The sequence below is a fragment of the Streptomyces ochraceiscleroticus genome, assembly GCF_000720485.1.
In the GTDB taxonomy this organism is placed as follows: domain Bacteria; phylum Actinomycetota; class Actinomycetes; order Streptomycetales; family Streptomycetaceae; genus Streptomyces; species Streptomyces ochraceiscleroticus.
Window position 1 is genome coordinate 166,168 of the sequence record NZ_JOAX01000005.1, and the last position, 20,069, is coordinate 186,236.

General features: G+C 71.8%; 18 protein-coding genes and 1 pseudogene. 17 read left to right on the forward strand and 2 right to left on the reverse strand.

Annotated elements, in window-relative coordinates; genetic code table 11:
- Positions 1-297 precede the first annotated feature (297 nt).
- The 7 genes from IG84_RS0108610 (at position 298) to IG84_RS0108640 (ending at position 8,597) form a co-directional block, all read left to right on the forward strand.
- Positions 298-2,625 (forward strand): CaiB/BaiF CoA-transferase family protein, encoded by a 2,328-nt coding sequence (locus tag IG84_RS0108610; protein WP_157848843.1) that lies wholly within the window; start codon positions 298-300, stop codon positions 2,623-2,625.
- Positions 2,626-2,777: 152 nt separating this feature from the next.
- Complete coding sequence (locus tag IG84_RS0108615; protein ID WP_031053413.1) at positions 2,778-3,551, forward strand: enoyl-CoA hydratase/isomerase family protein; 774 nt, start codon at positions 2,778-2,780, stop codon at positions 3,549-3,551.
- A 139-nt stretch (positions 3,552-3,690) separates the two neighbouring features.
- The gene (locus IG84_RS0108620; protein WP_031053415.1) at positions 3,691-4,989 is read left to right on the forward strand and encodes an MFS transporter; all 1,299 of its coding nucleotides are present in this window, start codon (positions 3,691-3,693) and stop codon (positions 4,987-4,989) included.
- The gene (locus IG84_RS0108625) at positions 4,986-5,738 is read left to right on the forward strand and encodes an SDR family NAD(P)-dependent oxidoreductase (protein ID WP_031053417.1); all 753 of its coding nucleotides are present in this window, start codon (positions 4,986-4,988) and stop codon (positions 5,736-5,738) included. Before IG84_RS0108620 ends, IG84_RS0108625 begins: the two co-directional genes overlap by 4 nt.
- A 124-nt stretch (positions 5,739-5,862) precedes the next feature.
- On the forward strand, positions 5,863-6,720 hold the full coding sequence (locus IG84_RS0108630) for an alpha/beta fold hydrolase (protein WP_031053420.1): 858 nt from the start codon (positions 5,863-5,865) through the stop codon (positions 6,718-6,720).
- 75 nt (positions 6,721-6,795) lie between these two features.
- Entirely contained in the window at positions 6,796-7,650 is an 855-nt protein-coding gene (locus IG84_RS0108635; protein WP_031053424.1) for an alpha/beta fold hydrolase, read from the forward strand.
- Complete coding sequence (locus tag IG84_RS0108640; protein WP_031053426.1) at positions 7,650-8,597, forward strand: quinone oxidoreductase family protein; 948 nt, start codon at positions 7,650-7,652, stop codon at positions 8,595-8,597. Before IG84_RS0108635 ends, IG84_RS0108640 begins: the two co-directional genes overlap by 1 nt.
- Before the next feature lie 86 nt (positions 8,598-8,683).
- Here IG84_RS0108640 and IG84_RS0108645 read toward each other — a convergent pair whose 3' ends face one another.
- The gene (locus tag IG84_RS0108645; protein ID WP_031053428.1) at positions 8,684-10,189 is read right to left on the reverse strand and encodes a crotonobetainyl-CoA--carnitine CoA-transferase; all 1,506 of its coding nucleotides are present in this window, start codon (positions 10,187-10,189) and stop codon (positions 8,684-8,686) included.
- A 259-nt stretch (positions 10,190-10,448) separates the two neighbouring features.
- Between IG84_RS0108645 and IG84_RS0108650 the strand changes: the two genes are divergently transcribed.
- The 8 genes from IG84_RS0108650 (at position 10,449) to IG84_RS0108685 (ending at position 17,287) form a co-directional block, all read left to right on the forward strand.
- Positions 10,449-11,693 (forward strand): aromatic ring-hydroxylating oxygenase subunit alpha, encoded by a 1,245-nt coding sequence (locus tag IG84_RS0108650; protein ID WP_031053430.1) that lies wholly within the window; start codon positions 10,449-10,451, stop codon positions 11,691-11,693.
- Positions 11,690-11,812, forward strand: a complete 123-nt coding sequence (locus tag IG84_RS42585; protein WP_258052565.1) for a hypothetical protein — start codon at positions 11,690-11,692, stop codon at positions 11,810-11,812. Before IG84_RS0108650 ends, IG84_RS42585 begins: the two co-directional genes overlap by 4 nt.
- The gene (locus IG84_RS0108660) at positions 11,809-13,155 is read left to right on the forward strand and encodes a M20 family metallopeptidase (RefSeq protein ID WP_031053432.1); all 1,347 of its coding nucleotides are present in this window, start codon (positions 11,809-11,811) and stop codon (positions 13,153-13,155) included. The genes IG84_RS42585 and IG84_RS0108660 overlap by 4 nt, the downstream gene beginning before the upstream one ends.
- On the forward strand, positions 13,152-14,102 hold the full coding sequence (locus IG84_RS0108665; RefSeq protein ID WP_031053434.1) for a DODA-type extradiol aromatic ring-opening family dioxygenase: 951 nt from the start codon (positions 13,152-13,154) through the stop codon (positions 14,100-14,102). Before IG84_RS0108660 ends, IG84_RS0108665 begins: the two co-directional genes overlap by 4 nt.
- 135 nt (positions 14,103-14,237) lie before the next feature.
- Positions 14,238-14,963: an IclR family transcriptional regulator gene (locus IG84_RS0108670; protein WP_245659272.1), complete on the forward strand. Its 726-nt coding sequence runs from the start codon at positions 14,238-14,240 to the stop codon at positions 14,961-14,963.
- Positions 14,964-15,119: 156 nt separating this feature from the next.
- Entirely contained in the window at positions 15,120-16,145 is a 1,026-nt protein-coding gene (locus IG84_RS0108675) for an NAD(P)/FAD-dependent oxidoreductase (RefSeq protein WP_051861520.1), read from the forward strand.
- A 3-nt stretch (positions 16,146-16,148) separates the two neighbouring features.
- Entirely contained in the window at positions 16,149-16,478 is a 330-nt protein-coding gene (gene fdxA / locus IG84_RS0108680; protein WP_031053439.1) for a ferredoxin, read from the forward strand.
- Positions 16,475-17,287, forward strand: a complete 813-nt coding sequence (locus IG84_RS0108685) for an alpha/beta fold hydrolase (protein WP_031053441.1) — start codon at positions 16,475-16,477, stop codon at positions 17,285-17,287. Before fdxA ends, IG84_RS0108685 begins: the two co-directional genes overlap by 4 nt.
- A 59-nt stretch (positions 17,288-17,346) precedes the next feature.
- Here the strand turns inward: IG84_RS0108685 and IG84_RS0108690 are convergent, their stop codons facing one another.
- Entirely contained in the window at positions 17,347-18,336 is a 990-nt protein-coding gene (locus IG84_RS0108690) for an Lrp/AsnC family transcriptional regulator (RefSeq protein WP_245659273.1), read from the reverse strand.
- 183 nt (positions 18,337-18,519) lie between these two features.
- On the opposite strand from IG84_RS0108690, the gene IG84_RS0108695 reads away from it, so the two are divergent.
- Together IG84_RS0108695 and IG84_RS42090 are read left to right on the forward strand one after the other, a co-directional pair.
- Entirely contained in the window at positions 18,520-19,803 is a 1,284-nt protein-coding gene (locus IG84_RS0108695; protein WP_051861521.1) for a metal-dependent hydrolase family protein, read from the forward strand.
- A pseudogene (locus IG84_RS42090) lies at positions 19,800-20,033 on the forward strand (AbgT family transporter); the annotation flags it as partial. The gene IG84_RS0108695 and the pseudogene IG84_RS42090, both read left to right, overlap by 4 nt.
- Positions 20,034-20,069 lie beyond the last annotated feature (36 nt).

Consider the following 20,069-nt stretch of genomic DNA (forward strand, 5'->3'; position numbering starts at 1 on the left):
GTCACACCGCAGCACACGGTCACGGAAGGCCACGGAACGCTTCAGCGATGTGCGTACGGCACCGATAGTTCAACACCATGGTGTTGGGCATGAACAGCCCTGTGTAACAAGCGTGTGAATGCGTTGCCGCGGCGCGCTGCTGGGCATCGCGACCGGTGGTGCCCCCTCGGTGACGTGACGGTGTCCGGCACCGGAATCCGAGGCGACACGATCGTTCTGTTCACCGGAACAACCCGCTGGCCGCGGCCACCCCGCCCCGTGAAGGTGAGTCCTCCGTCCCACACCGAAGGAGGGCACGTGGGGGCACGACAGCCGATGCCGCTTCGCGTACTGGATCTCACCGACGAGCTGGCGTTCCAAGGGGCCCGACTGCTGGTCGGCTTGGGCGCCGACGTCCTGAGGACCGATCCGGGAGGAGATCTCGACCCGGCGTCCCGGGCCCACTGGCACGCGGGGAAGCGCTGGACGCCGGTACGCGACCAGGCGCACCTCGACGAGCTGGCCGGGGCCGCCGACATCGTGCTGGAGAGCGGGCCGGCCGCAGGGCTCCGAGGCGTCCGCGCGGACGGCACCTCACGCTGGCCGCACGCCGTGCACGTCGTCGTGACCCCGTTCGGGCTCACCGGCCCGCGCCGCGACTGGCGGGGCGGCGACCTCGTCCTCGCGTCGGCCGGCGGGATGACCTGGCTCGGCGGACAGCCCGGCGGGCGGCCCGAACCGCCGCCGAGGCAGCAGGCCCTCCAGTTGGCGGGTGCCCACGCGGCGCTGGGTGCGCTGCTCGGTGCGGTGTCGGGCAAGCCCCAGCTCGTCGACGTCTCCGCGCAGGAGGCGGTCGCCGCCACCCTGGAAACCGGTGCCATCGGCTGGATACACGCCGGACGGTTCCCGGTCCGCAGCGGAGGGGTGTACGAGCACGTCACGCACCGGATCTTCCGCGCGGCCGACGGCTACGTCGCGGGCGGCTACTCGGGCAGCGAGCGCATGTGGACGGACCTGCTCGCCTGGATGGCGGAGAGCGACGAGGCGGCGGACCTCACCGACGAGCGCTACGCCGATGCCGCCTTCCGCTGGCGCGCACGACCCCACGTCGACGCGATGGTGGAGCGCTTCGCCGCTCGCCGCACCGCAGCGGAACTTGCCGAGCAGGGGAGGGCCCGGGCCCTGCCGTGGGCCGAGGTCGTCCCGCCCGCCCGGCTGCCCGCCAATCCGCAGCTGCGGGACCGGGACTTCTTCGTACGCATCACCGGCGAGGGCCTGCCCGCGGAGGGTGTCGAGGACGTCGGCTTCCCCTGGGCCGCCCGCCCGCGGCCGCTCTCACTCGAGACGATCCGCGAGGTGCCGAGCGGCGCGCCATGGCAGCACGAGCGGCCGCGCGGCCTGCACGAGAAGCGGCCGCGCAGCCTGGCGGCGGGTGACGGGCGTGGCATGGCGCTCAGTGGCGTCCGCGTCCTCGACCTGTCCTGGGTGCTGGCCGGCCCGTACGTCACCAAGCTGCTCGGCGAACACGGCGCCGACATCATCAAGATCGAATCCAAGCACCGGCAGGACCCGACCCGCTTCGCGCCCTCCATGCACCTGCGGCCCGGGTCCGACCCCGACGACAGCGGCTACTTCCTCAACTTCAACCGCAACAAGCGCAGTGTCGCCCTCAATCTGCGCACCGAGGACGGACAGCGGCTGCTGCGCGAACTGGTCCCGCACTGTGACGTCGTCGTGGAGAACTTCAGTCCGGGCGTGCTCGCCCGCTGGGGCATGGACTATGAGTCCCTGCGCGCGCTCAACCCGGACGTCATCCTCGTGTCCATGGCCGGGGTGGGGCACACGGGCCCCTGGCGCAAGGCGGTGACCTTCGCCGACACGCTCGCCGCCATGTCGGGCCTGTCCAGCGAGACCGCGAGCCCGGGCGGTGCCCCCCAAGGCATGACCTTCGGGCTCGGCGACATGGTCGCCGCCAACGCCGCGGCCCTCGCCGCACTCGACCTGCTCGCCCAAGGGCGCGGCGGACACATCGACCTCTCCCAGCTCGAAGCGATGGCCGCGACGATGGGCCCCGCCGTGCTGGAACCCGTCCTGACACCGGACCTCGAAGACCCGCGTACCGCTGAGCAACCCAACCGCTCGCCGCACTCCGTACCGCACGGCGTCTACCCGGCCGCCGGCGAGGACCGCTGGATCGCGATCACCGTCGACGACGATGCCCAGTGGCGGTCGCTCACCAAGCTCGTCGACCTGCCCGGCGGCGATGGCGGTGGCGTGGACACCCGCCGTGCCCACGAGGACGCCATCGACGCCGCCCTCGCCGCCTGGACCCGCGGCCAGGACGCGGCCGAACTCGCCGCACTGCTGCAGGCCGAGGGCGTCCCCGCCGCAGTCGTGGCCACCGGCCGGGACCTGGTGGAGGAGGACGAGCAGCTCGCGGCCCGCGGCTTCTACCCGCAGTTGGACCACCCCCGTACGGGGCGCGTCCGTCACGAGGGCATCGTCGCGCGCTGCTCGGTGACGCCTGGCGCGCTCACCGCCCCGGCGCCCCTGCTCGGCCAGCACACCCGGGACGTACTGGGCGGACTGCTCGGGCTCTCCGACGAGGACTTCGCGGCACTGCGGGCCGCGGGCGTCCTCGAATGACACTCGCAGACCGCAGACCGCAGACCGCAGACCGCAGACCGCAGACCGCACCCGCAACCCGAAGGCACGACCACGCATACCCACCTATACCCACCTACACCGCCCTCCGAAGCGCCCCTCGGAGCGCTCAGGACGAAGGAGAAGGAGCCGGTATGACCGCTTCCGTGCTCGACGTCACCCGCGACGGAGCCGTCGCCACGATCCGGATCGACCGCCCCAAGGCCAACGCCGTCGACCCGGCCATGATCGAGGAGTTCCTCGGCGTCCTGCCGCCGCTGGTGGACGACCCGTCCGTACGCTGTCTGGTGATCACCGGCACCGGCCGCTTCTTCGTCGCCGGTGCCGACATCGCCGTGATGCGCGACCTGTCGGACGGCAACCAGGCGAAGATGCGCCGCTGGATCGACGTCCAGCGCCTTCTCGAACGCGCCCCGAAGCCCGTCATCGCGGCCATGAACGGGCATGCGCTCGGTGGGGGAGCGGAGCTCTCGCTCGCGTGTGACCTGCGCATCCTCTCCGCCGACGCCTCCTTCGGCTTCCCCGAGATCGCGCTGGGCCTGTTCCCCGGGGCCGGCGGCAGTCAGCGGCTGCCCCGCCTGGTCGGGCCGCATCTGGCGAAGCGGCTCATGATCGAGGGCGCGCGCCTCGACGCCGCACGCGCACGGGAGCTGGGCCTGGTCGACCTGGTCGCCGACGCGACGGACTTCCCCGCGGTCGTCGCCGAGCGGGCCCGACGCCTCGCCGCGCAGCCCACTGCCGCCATCGGCCTGCTCAAGCGGGTCGTGGACGACGGGTGCGCCCTGCCCATCGAGGAGGCGCTGCGCCAGGAGGAGAAGGGGGTCCGCGAACTGACGCGCACCGCTGACGCCGCCGAGGGCCTGCAGGCATTCCTGGACAAGCGCACGCCGGTCTTCACGGGCCGCTGACGGCACCGTCCCGCAGGCCGGTGAGGCGCTGACGGCACCGTCCCGCAAGCCGGTGAGGTGCGAGCCGCCCGCACCTCCTCCCCCCTCTCGTGCGCACGGTCGCCGTGCGCGAGCCCCTCTCCCCCTTCAAGGAGGGACCGTGACCCAACAGGTCGCCGCACAAACCCCCACTCCGCCCGCATCCCGGACATCCCTGCGCCGCATCGTGGCCGCGTCGCTCGCGGGCAACACGCTGGAGTGGTACGACTTCTTCCTCTACACGACAGCCGCCGCGATGGTGCTGGGCGATGTCTTCTTCCCCGCCCACGGCAGTCCGCTTCTCGGCACCATCGCCGCCCTGGCCACGCACGCCGTCGGGTTCGCCGCGCGGCCGCTCGGCGGCATCCTCTTCGGACACATCGGCGACCGCAGAGGCCGGCGCACCGCACTCATGGCGACGCTGTCGCTCATGGGCGTGGCCACTTTCTGCATGGGCCTGCTGCCCTCCTACGACACGGCAGGCATCGCTTCGCCCGTCCTCCTCGTCCTGCTGCGCGTCCTGCAAGGCGTGGCAGCGGGCGGCGAGTGGGGCGGTGGAACGCTGATACTGAGTGAGAACGCGCCGCCCCACCGGCGTGGTTTCTACTCCTCGTTCAGCTCCTCCGGCCTCGGCATCGGCTACATCCTGGCCTGCCTGGCGCTGATCGGCGCCGAGCGGTTCGCCGGTGACGCCTTCGTCACCTGGGGATGGCGGCTGCCCTTCCTGGCCAGCGCGGTCATCTTCGTGGTGGGCCTCTACATCCGCCGCCACGTGGGCGAGACGGAGAGTTTCCAGGAGGCCAGCCAGGAGGACGGCGTGGTGCGCGCGCCGCTCATCGAGGTGTTGCGCACCAACCCGCGTGGCGTTCTCACCGCCGTGGGCCTGCGTTTCGCGGAGAACGGCGCCGGCTACATCTTCCTCTCCTTCTCCCTGGTCTACGGCCGTCATGTCGGCGTCTCCACCGACGTGCTGCTGTGGGGCGTGGTCGTCGCCATGGCCGTCGACTCGGGGCTGATGGTGTTCTTCGGGCACCTCTCCGACCGGCTCGGCCGCCGCCCGGTCTACCTCGGTGGCGCCGTCGCGATGGTGTTGTGGACCGTTCCGTTCTTCCTCCTCATGAACACGGCCTCCGCGCCCGCCGTGTGGCTGGCGCTGATCGGCGGCCACATCACCATCGCCGCCATGACCGGCGTCCAGCCGTCCTACTTCTCCGAGCTGTTCAGCACCGAGACCCGCTACTCCGGCATGGCCATCGGACACGAGCTGGCCTCGGCGGTCGCGGGCGGGCTCTCCCCGGTGATCGCGGCCATCCTGCTCGACTCCTACGGCAGCTTCTGGCCCGTCGCTGCCCTGACGATCGGGCTCGCCCTGGTCACCGTTGTCACCGTCGTGGTGGCCCGGGAGACGAGGCCCACATGACCGGGCTGTTCGCACTGCGCGGCCGGACCGCCCTGGTCACCGGTGGTACTTCCGGGATCGGGCTCGCCGCCGCGCGGGCGCTCCACGGGGTCGGGGCCCGCGTCGCGCTCACTTCGCGCGACCCGGACCGTGCCCGCGAGGCCGCCGCCGGCATCGGTCCGGACGCGCTCGGACTGGCCTGCGATGTCACCGACGAGGACCAGGTACGCGTGGCCGTAGGGCGCGTGCACGAAGAACTCGGCGGCCCCGACATCCTGGTGACCAGCGCCGGGACCCTCGCCCGCGGCAGCGTCACAGAGCTGCCCACCGACACGCTGCGGGCCTGCATGGACACCAACTTCTACGGCACGTGGTACGCCGCCCGCGAGGCGAGCCGCCACATGACGGCCGCGGGACACGGACGCATCGTCACCATCGGCTCCGTCCTCGGCGCCGTGGGCGCGCGCGAGCGTGCCGGATACGCGGCGTCCAAGGGAGCGGTCGTCCAGTTCACCAAGTCCCTCGCCCTGGAACTCGCCGGCACCGGTGTCACGGCCAACTGCCTTCTGCCCGGCCCCGTACTGACCGAGATGAACGAGGCTTCGCGCAACGATCCCGTCGCCCTCGACATGATCGGCCGCGAAGTCGCTCTCGGCCGCTGGGGCGAGCCGCAGGACCTCGCCGCCGCCCTGCTATTGCTCGCCGGCGACCACAGCGGCTTCCTCACCGGCACCGCCCTGCCGGTCGACGGCGGCTACCTCGCCCACTGAACGCGGTGACCTCGCCACTGAACACCGTCGCACGGCCGCGGTTCACTCAGCGGAACCATTCCCTTGGGCGCACCGGACCGCGCTGGTGGACTCGGCACCGCACAGCGATCACGGAAGGAACGCGATGATCCAGTCACCCCCCGACAGCCGCTACGCCGATGGCGGCGGAGTGCGCTATCACTACCACGACCTGGGCTCGGGCTCCGACACCGTCTTCCTGCACGGAGGCGGTCCCGGCTGTACGGCGTGGAGCGACTTCGGCCCCGTCGCCCCGCTCTTCGCCGCCGACCGGCGCTGCCTGCTGGTCGACATTCACCAGTACGGCAAGTCCGAGAAGTCCCGCATCACCGGGCCCATGTGGGACCACCACGCCGCGAAGACCGTCGCCCTGCTCGACACCCTGGGCGTCGAGCGCGCCGACTTCCTCTGCAACTCCTGGGGCGGCACCATCGCGCTCAACCTCGCCGCCAAGTATCCCGACCGGGTCCGCTCCCTCGTCGTCACCGGCAGCATGCCCGTCTTCTACGGGCCGCTCGCCCCGCTCCCCGAGAACGGCCACCGCGGTCGCACCGCCCGCGACGTCTACTACGGCGGCGAGGGCCCCACCCGCGAGAAGATGCGCCGGCTGATCACCAGCCTGGAGTGGTACGACGGCGCGAAGCTGCCCGAGGAAACCCTCGACATGCGCTACGAGCAGAGCCTGGACGAAGGCGAGCGCTCCCTCGCCGCCATGTCCGACTCACCGCGCGGCGACTGGCAGGACCTCACCGAAGAGCTCGGCCGGATCCAGGCGCCGACCCTCTTCATCTGGGGCATGCACGACGCCTTCCTCACCCCGGACTACCCGCTCATGCTCGCCCGCATGGTGCCGAACGGAAACCTGCACGTGATGGACCACGTCTCGCACCACCTCCAGGAGGAGCGCCCCGAGGCGTACCACTCGGTGGTCACCGGCTTCCTCGACTCCCTCGGGAAGTCCTGACCAAGTACTGACCAAGTACTGATCACCGTCCCCTCCTCACCCGACACTCGCAACGAACGCATCGGAGTACCTCCCGTGACCCTCTGGACCGATCTGAGCCCGCTTCCCTTCCGTATCGAGTACGTGGACGCCAAGGGCGTGCCGACCCGCGCCCTGCGCGCCGGCGACCCGGCCGCGGAGGCCGTCGTCTTCCTGCACGGCACCAGCGGCCACCTCGAAGCCTTCTCGCGCAACATCGCCGCCCACGCCGCGTACGACCTGCACGCCATCGACATGCTCGGCCACGGCTACACCGGCAAGCCCGACCGCCGGTACGAGATCGCCGACTACGTCGACCACCTCCTCGCCTACCTGGACGCCGCCGGCGTCCAGCGTGCCCACATCGTGGGCGAGTCCCTCGGCGGCTGGGTCGGCGCACGCGCCGCCATCGACCACCCCGAGCGCATCGCCAGCCTCCAACTCCTGTGCGCCGGCGGCACGGTGGCCAACCCGGAGGTGATGGACCGCATCCGCACCAGCACCAAGAAGGCCGTGGAGAGCGACGACATCGACCTCACCCGCCAGCGGCTGCGCCTGCTCATGGCGGACGACGCCGACGCCACCGAGGAACTGGTCGAGATACGGCACGCGATCTACCACACGCCGGAATTCGTCGCGAACGTCGACAACCTCCTGTCGCTGCAGGACATGGAGCGGCGGCAGCGCAACATACTCCGCCCCGAGGACCTGGCCCGTATCACGCGGCCCACGCTCATCGTGTGGGGCCGCAAGAACCCGTTCGGTGAGGTCCCCGAGGCCAACCGCATGCACGAGCACATCCCCGGCTCCGAGCTGGTGCTCTTCGACGACTGCGGCCACTGGCCGCAGCACGAGCAGGCCGAGCAGTACAACCCGATCAGCCTCGCCTTCATCGCCAAGGCGGCCGCCTGATGCGGGCCGCCCGGATCCACGCCTGGGGCGCCGCACCCGTCGTGGACGAGGTACCCGAGCCCGTCCGCGAGGAGGGCCGGGTGCTGGTCGAGGTGCAGGCGGGCGCCGTCGCCCACCTCGACGCTTCCGTCGCCGGCGGGGACTTCCGCCTCAAGCCGGAACTCCCGTACATCGGCGGGGTGGAAGGCGCGGGCGTCGTCCTGGAAGCGGACCCGGACAGCGGCCTCACGCCCGGCACCCAGGTAGTGCTGCGCGGTGGCGGCCTCGGCCTGCTGCGGGACGGCATCTGGACGGAGCGGACGAGTGTGTCGCCCAAGGCGTGCATGCCGCTGGAGACCGCGCTGCCGCCCGAGACAGCGGCGAGCTTCTTCGTGCCTGCCACCACGGCGTACGTCGTCCTGCACGACGTGGCCCGGCTGCGCGAGGGGGAGCGGGTCGTGGTGGTGGGTGCGGCCGGAGCGGTGGGCTCCATGGTCGCCCAGCAGGCCCGTGCCGCCGGTGCTGAAGTCGTCGGCGTCGTCGGCCGGAAGGAGCAGCTCGCCGACGTACCCGACGGGATCGAGGCACTGGTACTGGACGAGGCGGAGCACCTCGCGGAGCAGCGCTCGGCCGACCTCCTCGTGGACACCCTCGGCGGCGTCGGCCTCATCGGCCGCAGCCGCTGGGTGCGCCAGGGGGGACGCGCCGCCGTCATCGGGTACGTCACGGGGACCGCGGTCGAGATCGACCTGCCCTCCTGGCTCCTGGACGACGTGGCGCTGCTGCCGGTCAACATGATCCGGCAGGAGCGGCGGGCGCGCGAGGTGTGCGGTGATCTCGTTCACCGGCTCACCGACGGCACACTCAATGTCCCCGTCGAGACGTTCGCGTTGGAGGACACCGCGAAGGCGCTCGACGCCCTCCGGGCGGGCCGCGTGCGCGGGCGGGCGGTCGTCCTCCCGAAGTGATGTGCGCGCGGAGAAGGGCCGGGAGCGGTATACGCTTCCGGCCCTTCGCGCGCCTCCGTGAGATGCGCCCGCGGGGGAGCGGAGGGTCACGCGCTGCCGGCGGCCTCCCGGTCCCAGGTGGCGGCCGTGACCCCGCGCTCGCGCAGTGCCGCCTTGCGGACCTTGCCGGTCTCGGTGAGCGGCAGTGCCGGCATCGCCTCGATGTAGCGGGGCACGGCGAACGCGGGCAGCTCGCCTGCGCAGTGGCGGGCCAGCTCGGCAGGCTCGACGACGCTGCCGGAGCGGGCCACGACCGCCACCATCACCTCGTCCTCGGCGAGTTCGGAGGCGACGGGGAACGCGGCGGCCGCGGCCACCGCCGGGTGGCTGCACACCACCCACTCCACCTCGCCGGAGGCGACGTTCTCACCGCGCCGCCGGATCACGTCCTTGATGCGGTCGACGAAACGGAACCAGCCGTACGGGTCGCGGACGACGCGGTCACCGGTCCGCCGCCAGGAGTGCGGGGCCAGTGGCGGATCTCCCGTGTAGCCGGTGGAGAAGGCGTACAACTGGTCGGTCGCCACGAGGAGTTCGCCCGGAATGCCGTCCGGAACAGGGGCCAGTGTCTCGTCGACCACCTCGGCGCGGAACCCGGGGCGCACGGTGCCGATCATGCCCGGGCGGTACTCGCCGGGCGTGGAGCCGATGACGAGGTTGGTCTCGGTCGAGCCGAAGCCGTCGACGAGCGTCACATCGAACCGCTCGCGGAACGGCTCCCACAGTGGTGCCGGCGTTGCCGGGGAGAGGCCGCGTCGCACCTGGTGCGCGCGGTCCTGCGGGCCGGGTGGCTGGGCGAGCAGCATGGGCACCATCGCGCCGAGGAGATGGACCACGGTGGCCTCGCAGCCGGCCGCCCGGGACCAGTACCGCGAGGCCGAGAAGCGCCCGTCGACCGTGCAGCTCGCGCCGACCGTCATGGCCTGCGCCAGGGTGTTCAGGGCGTTGGTGTGGAACAGCGGCAGGCAGGTGTAGAGCGAGTCGTCGGCGGTCAGGCCGAGCGCATCGGACACGTTCCTGCCCCACCACACGAACTGCGCCTGCGGGCAGCGCACGCCACGCGCCGTGCCGGTGGTGCCCGAGGTGAAGAGCACGGCCGCGGTGTCCTCCGGGCGCACCGGTGCCGGGGCGATGGCCTCGCCACGGTCGGGTGCGGGGACGTCATCACTGCCGGCCACCCACACCCGCCCCCGGAACCCCTCCGTGACGGCACGCGCCGCGAGCTCCGGCTCGGCGTACAGGAAGTGCGGGGCGGCCTCATCGAGGATGTGCCGCAGCGACCGGCCGCGCAGTGCGGTGTTCAGCGGCACGACGACCGCCCCCAGCCACGCGCACCCGAGCACCAGGTCCACCAGCTCGATCCGGTTGGACAGCAGGGCCGCCACCCGGTCCCCGTGCCGGCAGCCGTGCGCGGCCAGGGAGCCGGCCATCGCCGCCGCGGCCTCCCGGGTCTCCGCGTACGTGCGCACCGTACCGCCCATGCGCAGGAAGACCCGGCCACCGAATCTCCCGGCAGCGGTCTCCAGCAGTCCTGGCACGGTCAAGCGGTCCATCGCAGCCTCCCGGAGGCCGTGAGCCGCACGCACCGGCCCGGCCTCGTCGTCGGTCGTCACGCGCGCATGCTCGCTCCCGTCCGGGCGCCGGTCCAGGCGGATGTTCCGCTCAGCGGTCCCGGAGCCGGCCCGGTCCGGCGTCCCGCTCAGCGGTCCGGACGGCCACGTTCTGTTCAGCGGAACAGGACCGTTGGCGGCAACCGCGTCGCGCCGGATGCTCTAGCGCCATGGACCGAGAGCGACAGGAGGGCCCGGGACGATGACCACGGGTGACAACACTGCCACCACGCAGGACGCCGGCCGCCGCGGGCGCGGCAAGAGCGCGGCGCAGGGCCGCCAGGACTGGACGTCCTGGCCCCACTACGACGCGGCCGGTGCGGGGTTCCGCGGCTACTGGTACCCGGTGACCTGGTCGAGCCACATCACCGGCGATCCGCAGCCGTTCACCATCGCCGGCGAGAAGATCACACTGATCCGCGACAGCGGCACCGCCTACGCACTGCACAACCGCTGCCCGCACCGCGGGGTGCCGCTGTCCGAGGGCAACCAGCAGTTCCCGGGCACGGTCAGCTGCCCCTACCACGGCTGGACCTTCGACCTGCCCACGGGCAAGCTCAGCGCCGTCATCACCGACGGCCCCGGCTGCCGCCTCACCGGCAAGCTCGGTGTGCGCACGTACCCGGTCGAGGAGCGCCTCGGCATGGTGTGGGTCTACATTCCGGTGGCCGACGAGGAGCCGCACCCGATCGACGAGCAGCTCCCCGAGGAACTGGTCGGCAACGCCTTCGTCATGGGCGGCCGCATCGAGCCGCGCGGCGGCAACTGGCGGTTCGCCTGCGAGAACGGCTTCGACGAGGGCCATGCCAAATACCTGCACCGCACTGCGCTGTGGCGGCTGTTCAAGCCGATGCCGACGTGGAACATCACCAAGGTCGTGCCGCGCGGTCGCTGGATCTACCGCGTCCAGCAGGAGGTCCACTGGGAGGCGGACTTCCCCGGCGTCGGCCGTTGGACGAACAAGCGGTGGTGGAAGATGCAGCCGCCGAAGGAAACCTTCAACATCGGCAACACCGGTGCCCCCAAGCAGCTCAATCCGGTCATCGAGGACCAGGATTTCCCCGGTTTCGCCTCCCTCTCCATGCCCGGCGTGCTGCGCATCGCCTACCCCAAGTTCATCCACTACGAGTTCTACGTCCCCGTCGACGAGGACAACCACCGTTACGTCGGCGTGATGGTCAACTTCACCGAGGGCTGGCAGACACTCGGCTTCTACGCCAAGTACCTGGGGGCGATCCGCTGGCTGTTCCACGGCCAGTTCTCCGGCCAGGACGCCTGGATGGTCGACGTCACCGACGCTCCGCCGGAGAAGCTCTACCGCCCCGACATCTCGCTGACCGCCTGGCGGAACCTCAGCGAGGAGGAGTACGGCAAGAAACTCGCCGACCTGGGCACGGCCGCCACCGGCACCACGGAGCCGACCACCACCGACGGAAAGAAGGCATGACGATGGGCCGCACCCTGCTCACCCTGCTCGCCGGCGCCGCGCTCGCGGTCGGGCTCCCGCTCGCGAAGAAGCGCTTCGAGCGCACCACCATGACCCAGGTCCACCGGATCAACCAGTGAGCGCCACCGGACTCGCGGGGCTCGACGAGCAACGACGCGGATGGACCGAGGCCGCTTGGCGGCACATCACCGGTGACCGCCTGCGCGAACTGATCACCGGCCTCGTGGACATCCCCAGCCCGACCGGCGACGAGGCGCCGCTGGCCCGGCACATCGCCACCACCCTCGCGGACGCCGGTGTCACAGGCGCCACCGTCCAGCCGCTCGACGACCGCCAGGCCAACGCGTACGGCCGGCTGCGCGGCGACGGCACCGGCCCCGACCTCATGCTGTACGCGCCCATCGACACGCTGACGGTGGGGGAGGAGAGCGAGGACGTCCCGTGGATCGGGCCCGAGCTGCGCGAGGACATGCGCCCCGCGGCCCGGAGCGTCGGGGACCTGGTGACCGGCCTCGGCGCCTCCAACCCGAAGGGGCACGCCGCGTGCGTGATGATGGCCGCCGAGGCGGTCGCACGCGCCGGCATCCCGCTCACCGGCGACCTGGTCGCGGCGTTCGGCGCGGGCGGCATGCCCACCAACGCCCGGCCGACCGGAACCCGCCTCAACACCGGCCAGGGCGTGGGGTGTTCCTTCCTGCTGGAGCAGGGCGTGTGGACGGACTACGCGGTCATCGCCAAACCCGGCTGGACGGTCTCCTGGGACGAGGTCGGCCTGGTCTGGTTCGAGGTGACGGTGCGCGGCACGCACACCTACGTCGGCTCACGCCACCGCCTTCCCTACGACAACGCCATCGCCCGCGCCGGGGACGTGGCCCGCCACTTGGAGGAGTGGTTCGCCGAGTACGCCGAGCACCACACGCACGGCACGGTCGCCCCGCAGGGCATCGTCTCCTCCATCCGCGGCGGCTGGCCGCGGATGGCGGCCGTCACCCCGGCCGCGTGCACCCTACGCGTCGACCTGCGCATCGCCCCCGAAACGACGCCGATGCAGGCCAAGCGGGAGTTCACCGCGGCCCTCGGCGCACTGGGCGAGAAGCTGCCAGGGTTGGACGCCACCGCGGAGATGATCCTGGCCATTCCCGGCACACGTACCGACCCCGGCAGCTGGGTCCACCGCAGTGCCACCGCCGCATGGGAGGCACTGGAGGGACGCGCGCACGAGGTCGTACGCGGCAACAGCGGCGCCACCGACGCCAACATCCTCCGCGGACGCGGCATCCCCACCGTCCGGGTCGGCATGCCCAAGGTCGGCGAGGCGGAGGCACCCTTCCCCATCGACTTCGCCCGGGGGATGAACACCGTCTCCGTCCCGGCCATGGAGAAGCTGACCCGTCACCTGGTCCGCACCGCCATCGACACCGTTACGCGCACCCGCGCGGAATTGGAGGGTCCCGCAGCATGACAGAGATCGTCCTCGGGGTGGGTGCCTCGCACAGCACCCTCATGAACACGCACTGGGACCAGACTCTCCACAAGGACCGCGCCGAGCGCTTCCGCGACGCATTGCACCAGGCGCGCGACGCACTCGCGGAGGCCCGGCCCGACACCGTGGTCCTGGTCGGTTCCAACCACTTCCGGGGCTTCTGGCTCGACCTGATACCGAGCTTCACCCTCGGCGTCGGCGAATGCCTCGCCAGCGGCGAGTCAGGGACGCCCAAGGGGCCCCAGCCGGTGGACGTGCCACTGGCCCGGCACCTCGCCGACACGCTCGTCGACGGCGGGCGCTTCGACGTCGCCTTCTCGGCACGCCTGCAGATCGACCATGGGCAGTCGCACGCCATCCAGTACCTGCTCGACGGGCTCGGCGCCGAGATCGTGCCGCTCGTCGTCAACGTCTTCGCGCCACCGCTGCCCACCCTCGACCGCTGCGAGCAGCTCGGCCGGGCCATCCGCGAGGCGGTCCTCGCCTTCCCCGGCGACCGGCGCGTGGCGGTCGTCGGCTCCGGCGGACTGTCGCACCGGCTGCCGTGGCCGGACTGGCGCGCACCGGACGGCGAGGACGAGGAGTTCATGGTCGGCGCCTGGCTCAACGGACGGAACAACTGGCAGGACTACGACCAGCGCCGCCGCGAGATCATCCGCGCCGCCGAGGCCGCCATCACCCCCGCCTTCGACGAGGAGTTCCTCGCCCTCCTGGAGCGGGGCGAGGCCCACCGCCTCACGGCGTACACCTCCGAGCAACTGGAGGAGGCCGCGGGCAACGGCGCCCAGGAGCTGCGCACCTGGCTGCTCATGGCGTCCGTGCTCGACCACGTACCCGGCCGGCGCCTCGCCTACGAGCCGATGCCCGAGTGGCTCACCGGCATGGGCGTGGCCGTCCTCGATCCGGCAGACACCGCACGGGCGTGAGGTCCGGACCGCCGTACCGACCGGGAGGTTGTCACCATGACCGTCACTACGACCGCTGTCAGCACAACCCGGGAACCCGGTCAGGGCACGCCCCACGACCTGGAGCCTCCCGGGGGCCGGGGCGCGCCTGAAGCGATGAATTCGGTACTCGGCAAGGTCCGGCCCATCCTGGAGGCGTTCACGGAGCAGGACAGCAGCCTTCCGCTCGCCGAACTCGTCCGCCGTACCGGCATCGCCAAGGCGACGGTGCACCGGCTCGCCCAGGAACTCGTCGACTGGGGGCTGCTGGAGCGGGACGGCTGCGACTACCGGCTCGGCCTCCGCCTGTTCGAGATGGGCCAGCGGGTGCACCGCCAGCGCATCCTGCGCGAGGTCGCCCAGCCGTACATGGAGGACCTGCTGCTCGTCACCCACGAGACGATCCACTTCGCGATCCACGACGCTTTGGACGTCGTGTACCTGGACAAGATCTTCCCGCACCGCGGGCTGAACGAGGAGTCCCGGGTCGCGGGCCGCCTTCCACTGCATTGCACCGCCACCGGCAAGGCGATCCTCGCCTTCTCACCCGACTCGCTGTTCCTCCAGGTCGTCCGGCACGGCCTGAAACCGGTCACCCGCCACACCGTCGTCTCGCCCGGCAGGCTGCGCGCTCAGCTGGACCGGATCAGAGCCGACGGCATCGTGCTGGAGAGCGAGGAGATCCGTCTCGGTTACGCGAGTCTCGCCGTACCCGTCTTCGGGCGCGACAGCTCACTCGTGGGCGCGCTGTCCATCACCGCGCCGACGTACCGCATGGACGCCGTCAAACACGCCACGGCACTGCGCACGGCAGCGCTCGGCATCGGCCGGTCGCTGCGGTGACCCACCGCCGCTGACCGTGCCCACACACGTATGAGGGAGCCCTCCACCCGGAGGGCTCCCTCATACGTGTTGCCCCAGAAGACTCGCCCGTGCGGCGTCCTGCTGGGCGGAACGAAACCGTAGGGGAGGACGAATACCGTCCCTACGCTCCCGACCATGAGCGTTCCCACCGACGCGCCGATGAGCGCGGATGCCGCCACATCCACCCTCGACACCGACATCCTGATCATCGGCGCGGGCCCGGCCGGCCTGTACGGCGCCTACTACGCGGGCTTCCGCGGCCTCAGCGTCACGGTCATGGACGTCCTGCCGCAGTGCGGCGGCCAGATCAGCGCGATGTACCCCGAGAAGCCCATCTTCGACATCGCCGGCTACCAGGCCGTGCGCGGCCGCGACCTGGTCGACAGCCTGGTCGCCCAGGCCGAGCCGTACGGACCCCGCTACCTCCTCGGCCACCGTGCCACCGAACTCACCCACGGCCCCGACGGCCTGCCCCTGATACGCAGCGACCGAGGGGCGGTGGTGCGCGCGGGCGCCGTCGTCATCACCGGCGGAGTCGGCACCTTCACCCCGCGCACCCTCCCCGCCGGCGAGGACTTCCTGGGCCGCGGCCAGGTCTACTTCGTCCCCGATCCCAGCGACCACGCCGACCAGGACGTGGTCATCGTCGGCGGCGGCGACAGCGCCTTCGACTGGGCCGACACCCTCGCCCCGCTGGCCCGTTCCGTACGGATCATCCATCGCACCGCACGCTTCCGCGCGCACGCGGCGACCGTGGAGAAGGTCCGCAACCTCGGCGTCGAGATCATCACCGACTCCGAGGTGAGCGCCCTGCACGGCAAGGAGCACCTGGAGCGCGTGGAGGTCCGTCACCGCACCACCGGTGACACGCGGACGCTGCCCGCCGACACCGTCGTCGCCGCCCTCGGCTTCCTCGCCGACCTCGGGCCGATCAAGGACTGGGGCCTCACCCTCAACGCCCGCAAGATCGCCGTCGACACGCGCATGGCGACCAGCCTGCCGCGGGTGTTCGCCGCCGGCGACATCACCGACTACCCGGGCAAGGTCCGCCTCATCGCCGTCGGCTTCGGCGAAGCCGCGACGGCCGTCAACAACGCGGCCACCGTCATCGACCCCGAGGCCGCCCTGTTCCCCGGCCACTCCACCGACAAGGAGAACTGACCCATGGCGTACGTCATCGGCGCGGCCTGCGTCGACACCCAGGACCGCTCCTGCGTCGAGGAGTGCCCGGTCGACTGCATCTACGAGGGCGACCGCAAGCTCTACATCAACCCGACCGAGTGCATCGACTGCGGCGCGTGCGAAGTCGCCTGCCCCGTCGAGGCCATCACCGTCGACCGCAAGGCCGACGCCGTCTTCCGCGACGACAGCCGGAGCTTCTTCGACGAGGTACTGCCCGGCCGCAGCGAGCCGCTGGGCACCCCGGGCGGGGCCGGTGCCATCGGACCGCTGGGCGTGGACACCCCGTTCGTCGCGGGCTGGAGCGGCGCGTGACGGGCACGGCGCCCGCCGCCCCCGCCCTCCGCAAGGGCTACGCCGACAGCCCCTTCGGCCAGCTCCACTACGCGGAGTGCGGGGCCGGCGAGCCTGTGCTCCTCTTCCACCAGACCCCGCGCTCCTGGACGGAGTACCTCCGTGTCCTCCCGCTCGTGGGCGCCGGGTTCCGCGCGATCGCCATGGACACCCTCGGCTTCGGCGCCTCCGCGAAACCCGAGGGGCCGCACTCGATCGAGCGGTACGCGGACGCCGCCGAGGCCCTGGCGCAGACGCTGGGACTGGACCGGTACCACCTCGTGGGCCACCACACGGGCGGTCTCATCGCACTGGAACTCGCCGCCCGCCACCCCGGCCGGACAGCCAGCCTCCTCCTCTCCGCGACGCCCTACGTCGACGAGGAGAAACGCCGGGGCGGCGGCCACGCGGTGGACCACGTCGTCCCGCACCCCGACGGTTCGCACCTCCTCGACCTGTGGAACCACCGCCGCGCCTTCTACCGGCCGGGCGAGGAGTCCGCCCTCAACCGTTATGTCATCGACGCGCTGACCGTCCTCGACCACGCGACCGAAGGCCACGCCGCGGTCCGCCGTTACGCGATGGAGGAGCGGCTGCCCCTCGTCACCGCCCGCACCCTGGCCGTCTGCGCCCCGGACGACCACTTCGCGCTCCCGTCACTGAAGAAACTCGCCGCGGCCCTCGCCTGCGAGGCCCGCCTGCTCCCCGGTGGTCACGCCCCGGTCCCGGAGCAGCTTCCCGAGGAGTTCGCGCGGACCGTCGTGGAGTGGGCGACGGCCGACCGCGGCTGACGCGGCCACGGTGGGTGGCCGTACACCCGGCCGCAGCCCGGCCGGGCCGGCGCGGCCCTTCACCGAACCGGCTCCGGCGTACCGCCCACCGGAACGATGCCCACGCAGCACCCACCGCGGTCCAGCAGGTGCCCCATGTGCTTGACCGTCCGCAGCACGACCGAGCGGTCGTCGATGGCCAGGCGCGGGAGCTGCCGCGTGAGGTGGGACTCGAAGGCGTGGACATCGGTGAGCGCGCGCAGCCAGACGTCGACCACGAGGTTGTGCGGTCCGGCGGTGATGGCGCACGAGCGGACCTCACGCACGCCGACCAGGGCACGGCTCACCACGTTGAGGTGACGGCTGGGCACCGAGGCGAAGTACACGGCGGACAGCGGCCACCCGGACAGCGGCCGCGCCACATCACAGCGCAGGCTGACGCGGTCGGGGACAAGCGCTTGGAGCCGCCGGCGCACCGTGGTCTGCGCGGCACCGGCGGCTGCCGCCAGAGCGCGCACGGACATGCGGCCGTCGACGCTGAGGAGTTCGACGAGCCGCGCGTCCAGCGCGTCGCCCTCGTCCGCCGCGCCGCCCGTGACAGCAACGGGCGGCGCGGCGGCCTCCAGCCGCGCACACTGCTCGTCGTCCAGGCTCCGCAGCCGCCAGCGGCTTCCCTCGGTGGGCACCCCGGTGAAGACGTGGGTGCGGGTGGCCCGTACTCCGGCCGCGCCCCGGAAGAGCCGGGCGGTGAGGTCTTCGAGCTGGTCGAGGCCCCGGGCCTGTACGGACAGCACCAGATCGCGTCCCCTGGCAGTGATCTTGATGTTGACGACGGCGGGTTCCCGGGCAACGGCGTCGGCGACATGCTGCGCGGCGCCGGGTTCGGTGTCGACCTCGACGACGCCGCTCACCACGAGACGGGTATCGGTCAGCCGCGGGTAGGAGGTCACCCACGCCAGACCCGCGTCCCGCAACCGCTGCCAACGCCGGGCCGCCGTGACCGGGTTGATGCCGAGGACCTCACCGACGAGCGTCCACGGAGCCCGGGGGTGGATCTGCAGCGCCTGCACCACCCCCCCGGTCGAGTTCGTCCAGACCGGACACGGCGAGACCCTGCGCACCCCGGACAGGCGCATTCCTGCGCGGCCCAGGTGATGTGGGGCCGAAAGCTGCACTAGGACTCCGGCGTGATTCCCGCATTCCACACTCCCACTCACCCGTTCCTGACCACCCAAGGAGTGAACCCGCACACCATGTCCGATGTCACCATGCAGGAATCCACCACTGGGACCGCCCTACAGGTGCGCAACGCCCGGCTCATCGACGGCACCGGGGCGGCACCGGTGGCCGATGCCGTCATCGCCGCCGACACCGACGGCATCATCACCTACGCCGGCCCCGCCGCCACGGCCCCCGCCGCAGCCCCTGCGACGCGGTGCATCGACGCCGGCGGCCGCACCGTACTGCCCGGATTCTTCGACTGCCACGTCCACCTCTCGTACGCCCATGGGGCCCACCCCGGCCGCCGGGGCGAGCTCGACCCCGTGCTGGTCACCCTGGACACGGCCACGCGCCTGCGACAGACCCTGGATGCGGGCATCACCAGCGCCCGGGACCTGGCCGGGCTCTCCGCGGGCTACCGCACCGCCGTCGACACCGGCCGGATCGTGGGGCCCCGGCTGCACACGGCCGTACGCGTCATCAGCCACACGGGAGGCCACGCCGATGTGCGGCTGCCCGACGGCACTGACCTGAGCGCGGGCATGTCCGAACTCGCCGACAGCGTCGACGAGTGCCGCCTGGCAGTGCGCCGGGTACTGCGCGAGGGCGCCGACGTGGTCAAGATCTGCGCCACCGGCGGCATGGGCAGTCCCTACGACCAGCCCGACGACGAGGGCCTGCTGGAGGAGGAGATCCGGGCCGTCGTTGACGAGGCGCGTCGTCACGGGGACAAGCCCGTCGCCGCACACGCCCAGGGGACCGCCGGCATCTTCAACGCCGTCCGGGGCGGGGTCACCAGCATCGAGCACGGCTACGGCATCAACGACCAGGCCATCGACATGTCCGGTGAGCGCGGCATGTTCCTCGTTCCCACCCTCTCCACCGTGTACGCCGGCATCAACAAGGACACCATGGCGGACTACCACTACCAGAAGAAGGTCCGCTGGTCGGGCATCACCAAGGAGAACATCGCCCGCGCCATCGAACAGGGGGCCCGGATCGCGCTGGGCACGGACGCCGCCGTCGGCCCGCACGGTGTGAACCTGATGGAGCTGTCCTACCTCGTCGACCTCGGCATGGCCCCCATGGACGCCATCGTGGCCGGGACCCGCACCTCGGCCGAACTCCTGGGCGTGGCCGACCGGCTGGGCACGCTGACCGCGGGACGCAACGCCGACCTCATCGTGTGCGAGGGCGACCCGCTGACGGACATCGGTGTGCTCGGCGATCCGGCCAACGTCGTACTGGTCGTTCAGCACGGTGCCGTCCGCAAGGACTTGCTGCCCGAGAAGGCGTACAGGGGAGCGTGGTCATGACGACGGACGTGCCAGGCATCTCCGCTCAGGGCGAGGGCCCCCGCCTCCCCGACCGGGGCGGCCGACTCGACCGCCTCCTGTCGTGGATCGAACGGGCCGGCAATGCCGTGCCCCACCCAGTGGCCCTGTTCGCCGCCCTCTTCCTCGCGTTGGGCCTGGTTTCCACCGGCCTCGCACTCGCCGGAGTCGTCGTCGCCATTCCCGGCACGGAGGACACCAAGGCGGTCAACGGGCTCCTCACCGGGGAGGGAGTGCGCTGGTTCGTT

Bases quoted from the DNA above. Each gene is read 5' to 3' on its own strand.
- IG84_RS0108615 (WP_031053413.1), top strand. From the start codon at position 2,778: ATGACCGCTTCCGTGCTCGACGTCACCCGCGACGGAGCCGTCGCCACG.
- IG84_RS0108625 (WP_031053417.1), top strand. From the start codon at position 4,986: ATGACCGGGCTGTTCGCACTGCGCGGCCGGACCGCCCTGGTCACCGGT.
- IG84_RS0108630 (WP_031053420.1), top strand. From the start codon at position 5,863: ATGATCCAGTCACCCCCCGACAGCCGCTACGCCGATGGCGGCGGAGTG.
- IG84_RS0108640 (WP_031053426.1), top strand. From the start codon at position 7,650: ATGCGGGCCGCCCGGATCCACGCCTGGGGCGCCGCACCCGTCGTGGAC.
- IG84_RS0108645 (WP_031053428.1), bottom strand. From the start codon at position 10,189: ATGGACCGCTTGACCGTGCCAGGACTGCTGGAGACCGCTGCCGGGAGA.
- IG84_RS0108650 (WP_031053430.1), top strand. From the start codon at position 10,449: ATGACCACGGGTGACAACACTGCCACCACGCAGGACGCCGGCCGCCGC.
- IG84_RS42585 (WP_258052565.1), top strand. From the start codon at position 11,690: ATGACGATGGGCCGCACCCTGCTCACCCTGCTCGCCGGCGCCGCGCTC.
- IG84_RS0108665 (WP_031053434.1), top strand. From the start codon at position 13,152: ATGACAGAGATCGTCCTCGGGGTGGGTGCCTCGCACAGCACCCTCATG.
- IG84_RS0108670 (WP_245659272.1), top strand. From the start codon at position 14,238: ATGAATTCGGTACTCGGCAAGGTCCGGCCCATCCTGGAGGCGTTCACG.
- IG84_RS0108675 (WP_051861520.1), top strand. From the start codon at position 15,120: ATGAGCGTTCCCACCGACGCGCCGATGAGCGCGGATGCCGCCACATCC.
- fdxA (WP_031053439.1), top strand. From the start codon at position 16,149: ATGGCGTACGTCATCGGCGCGGCCTGCGTCGACACCCAGGACCGCTCC.
- IG84_RS0108695 (WP_051861521.1), top strand. From the start codon at position 18,520: ATGTCCGATGTCACCATGCAGGAATCCACCACTGGGACCGCCCTACAG.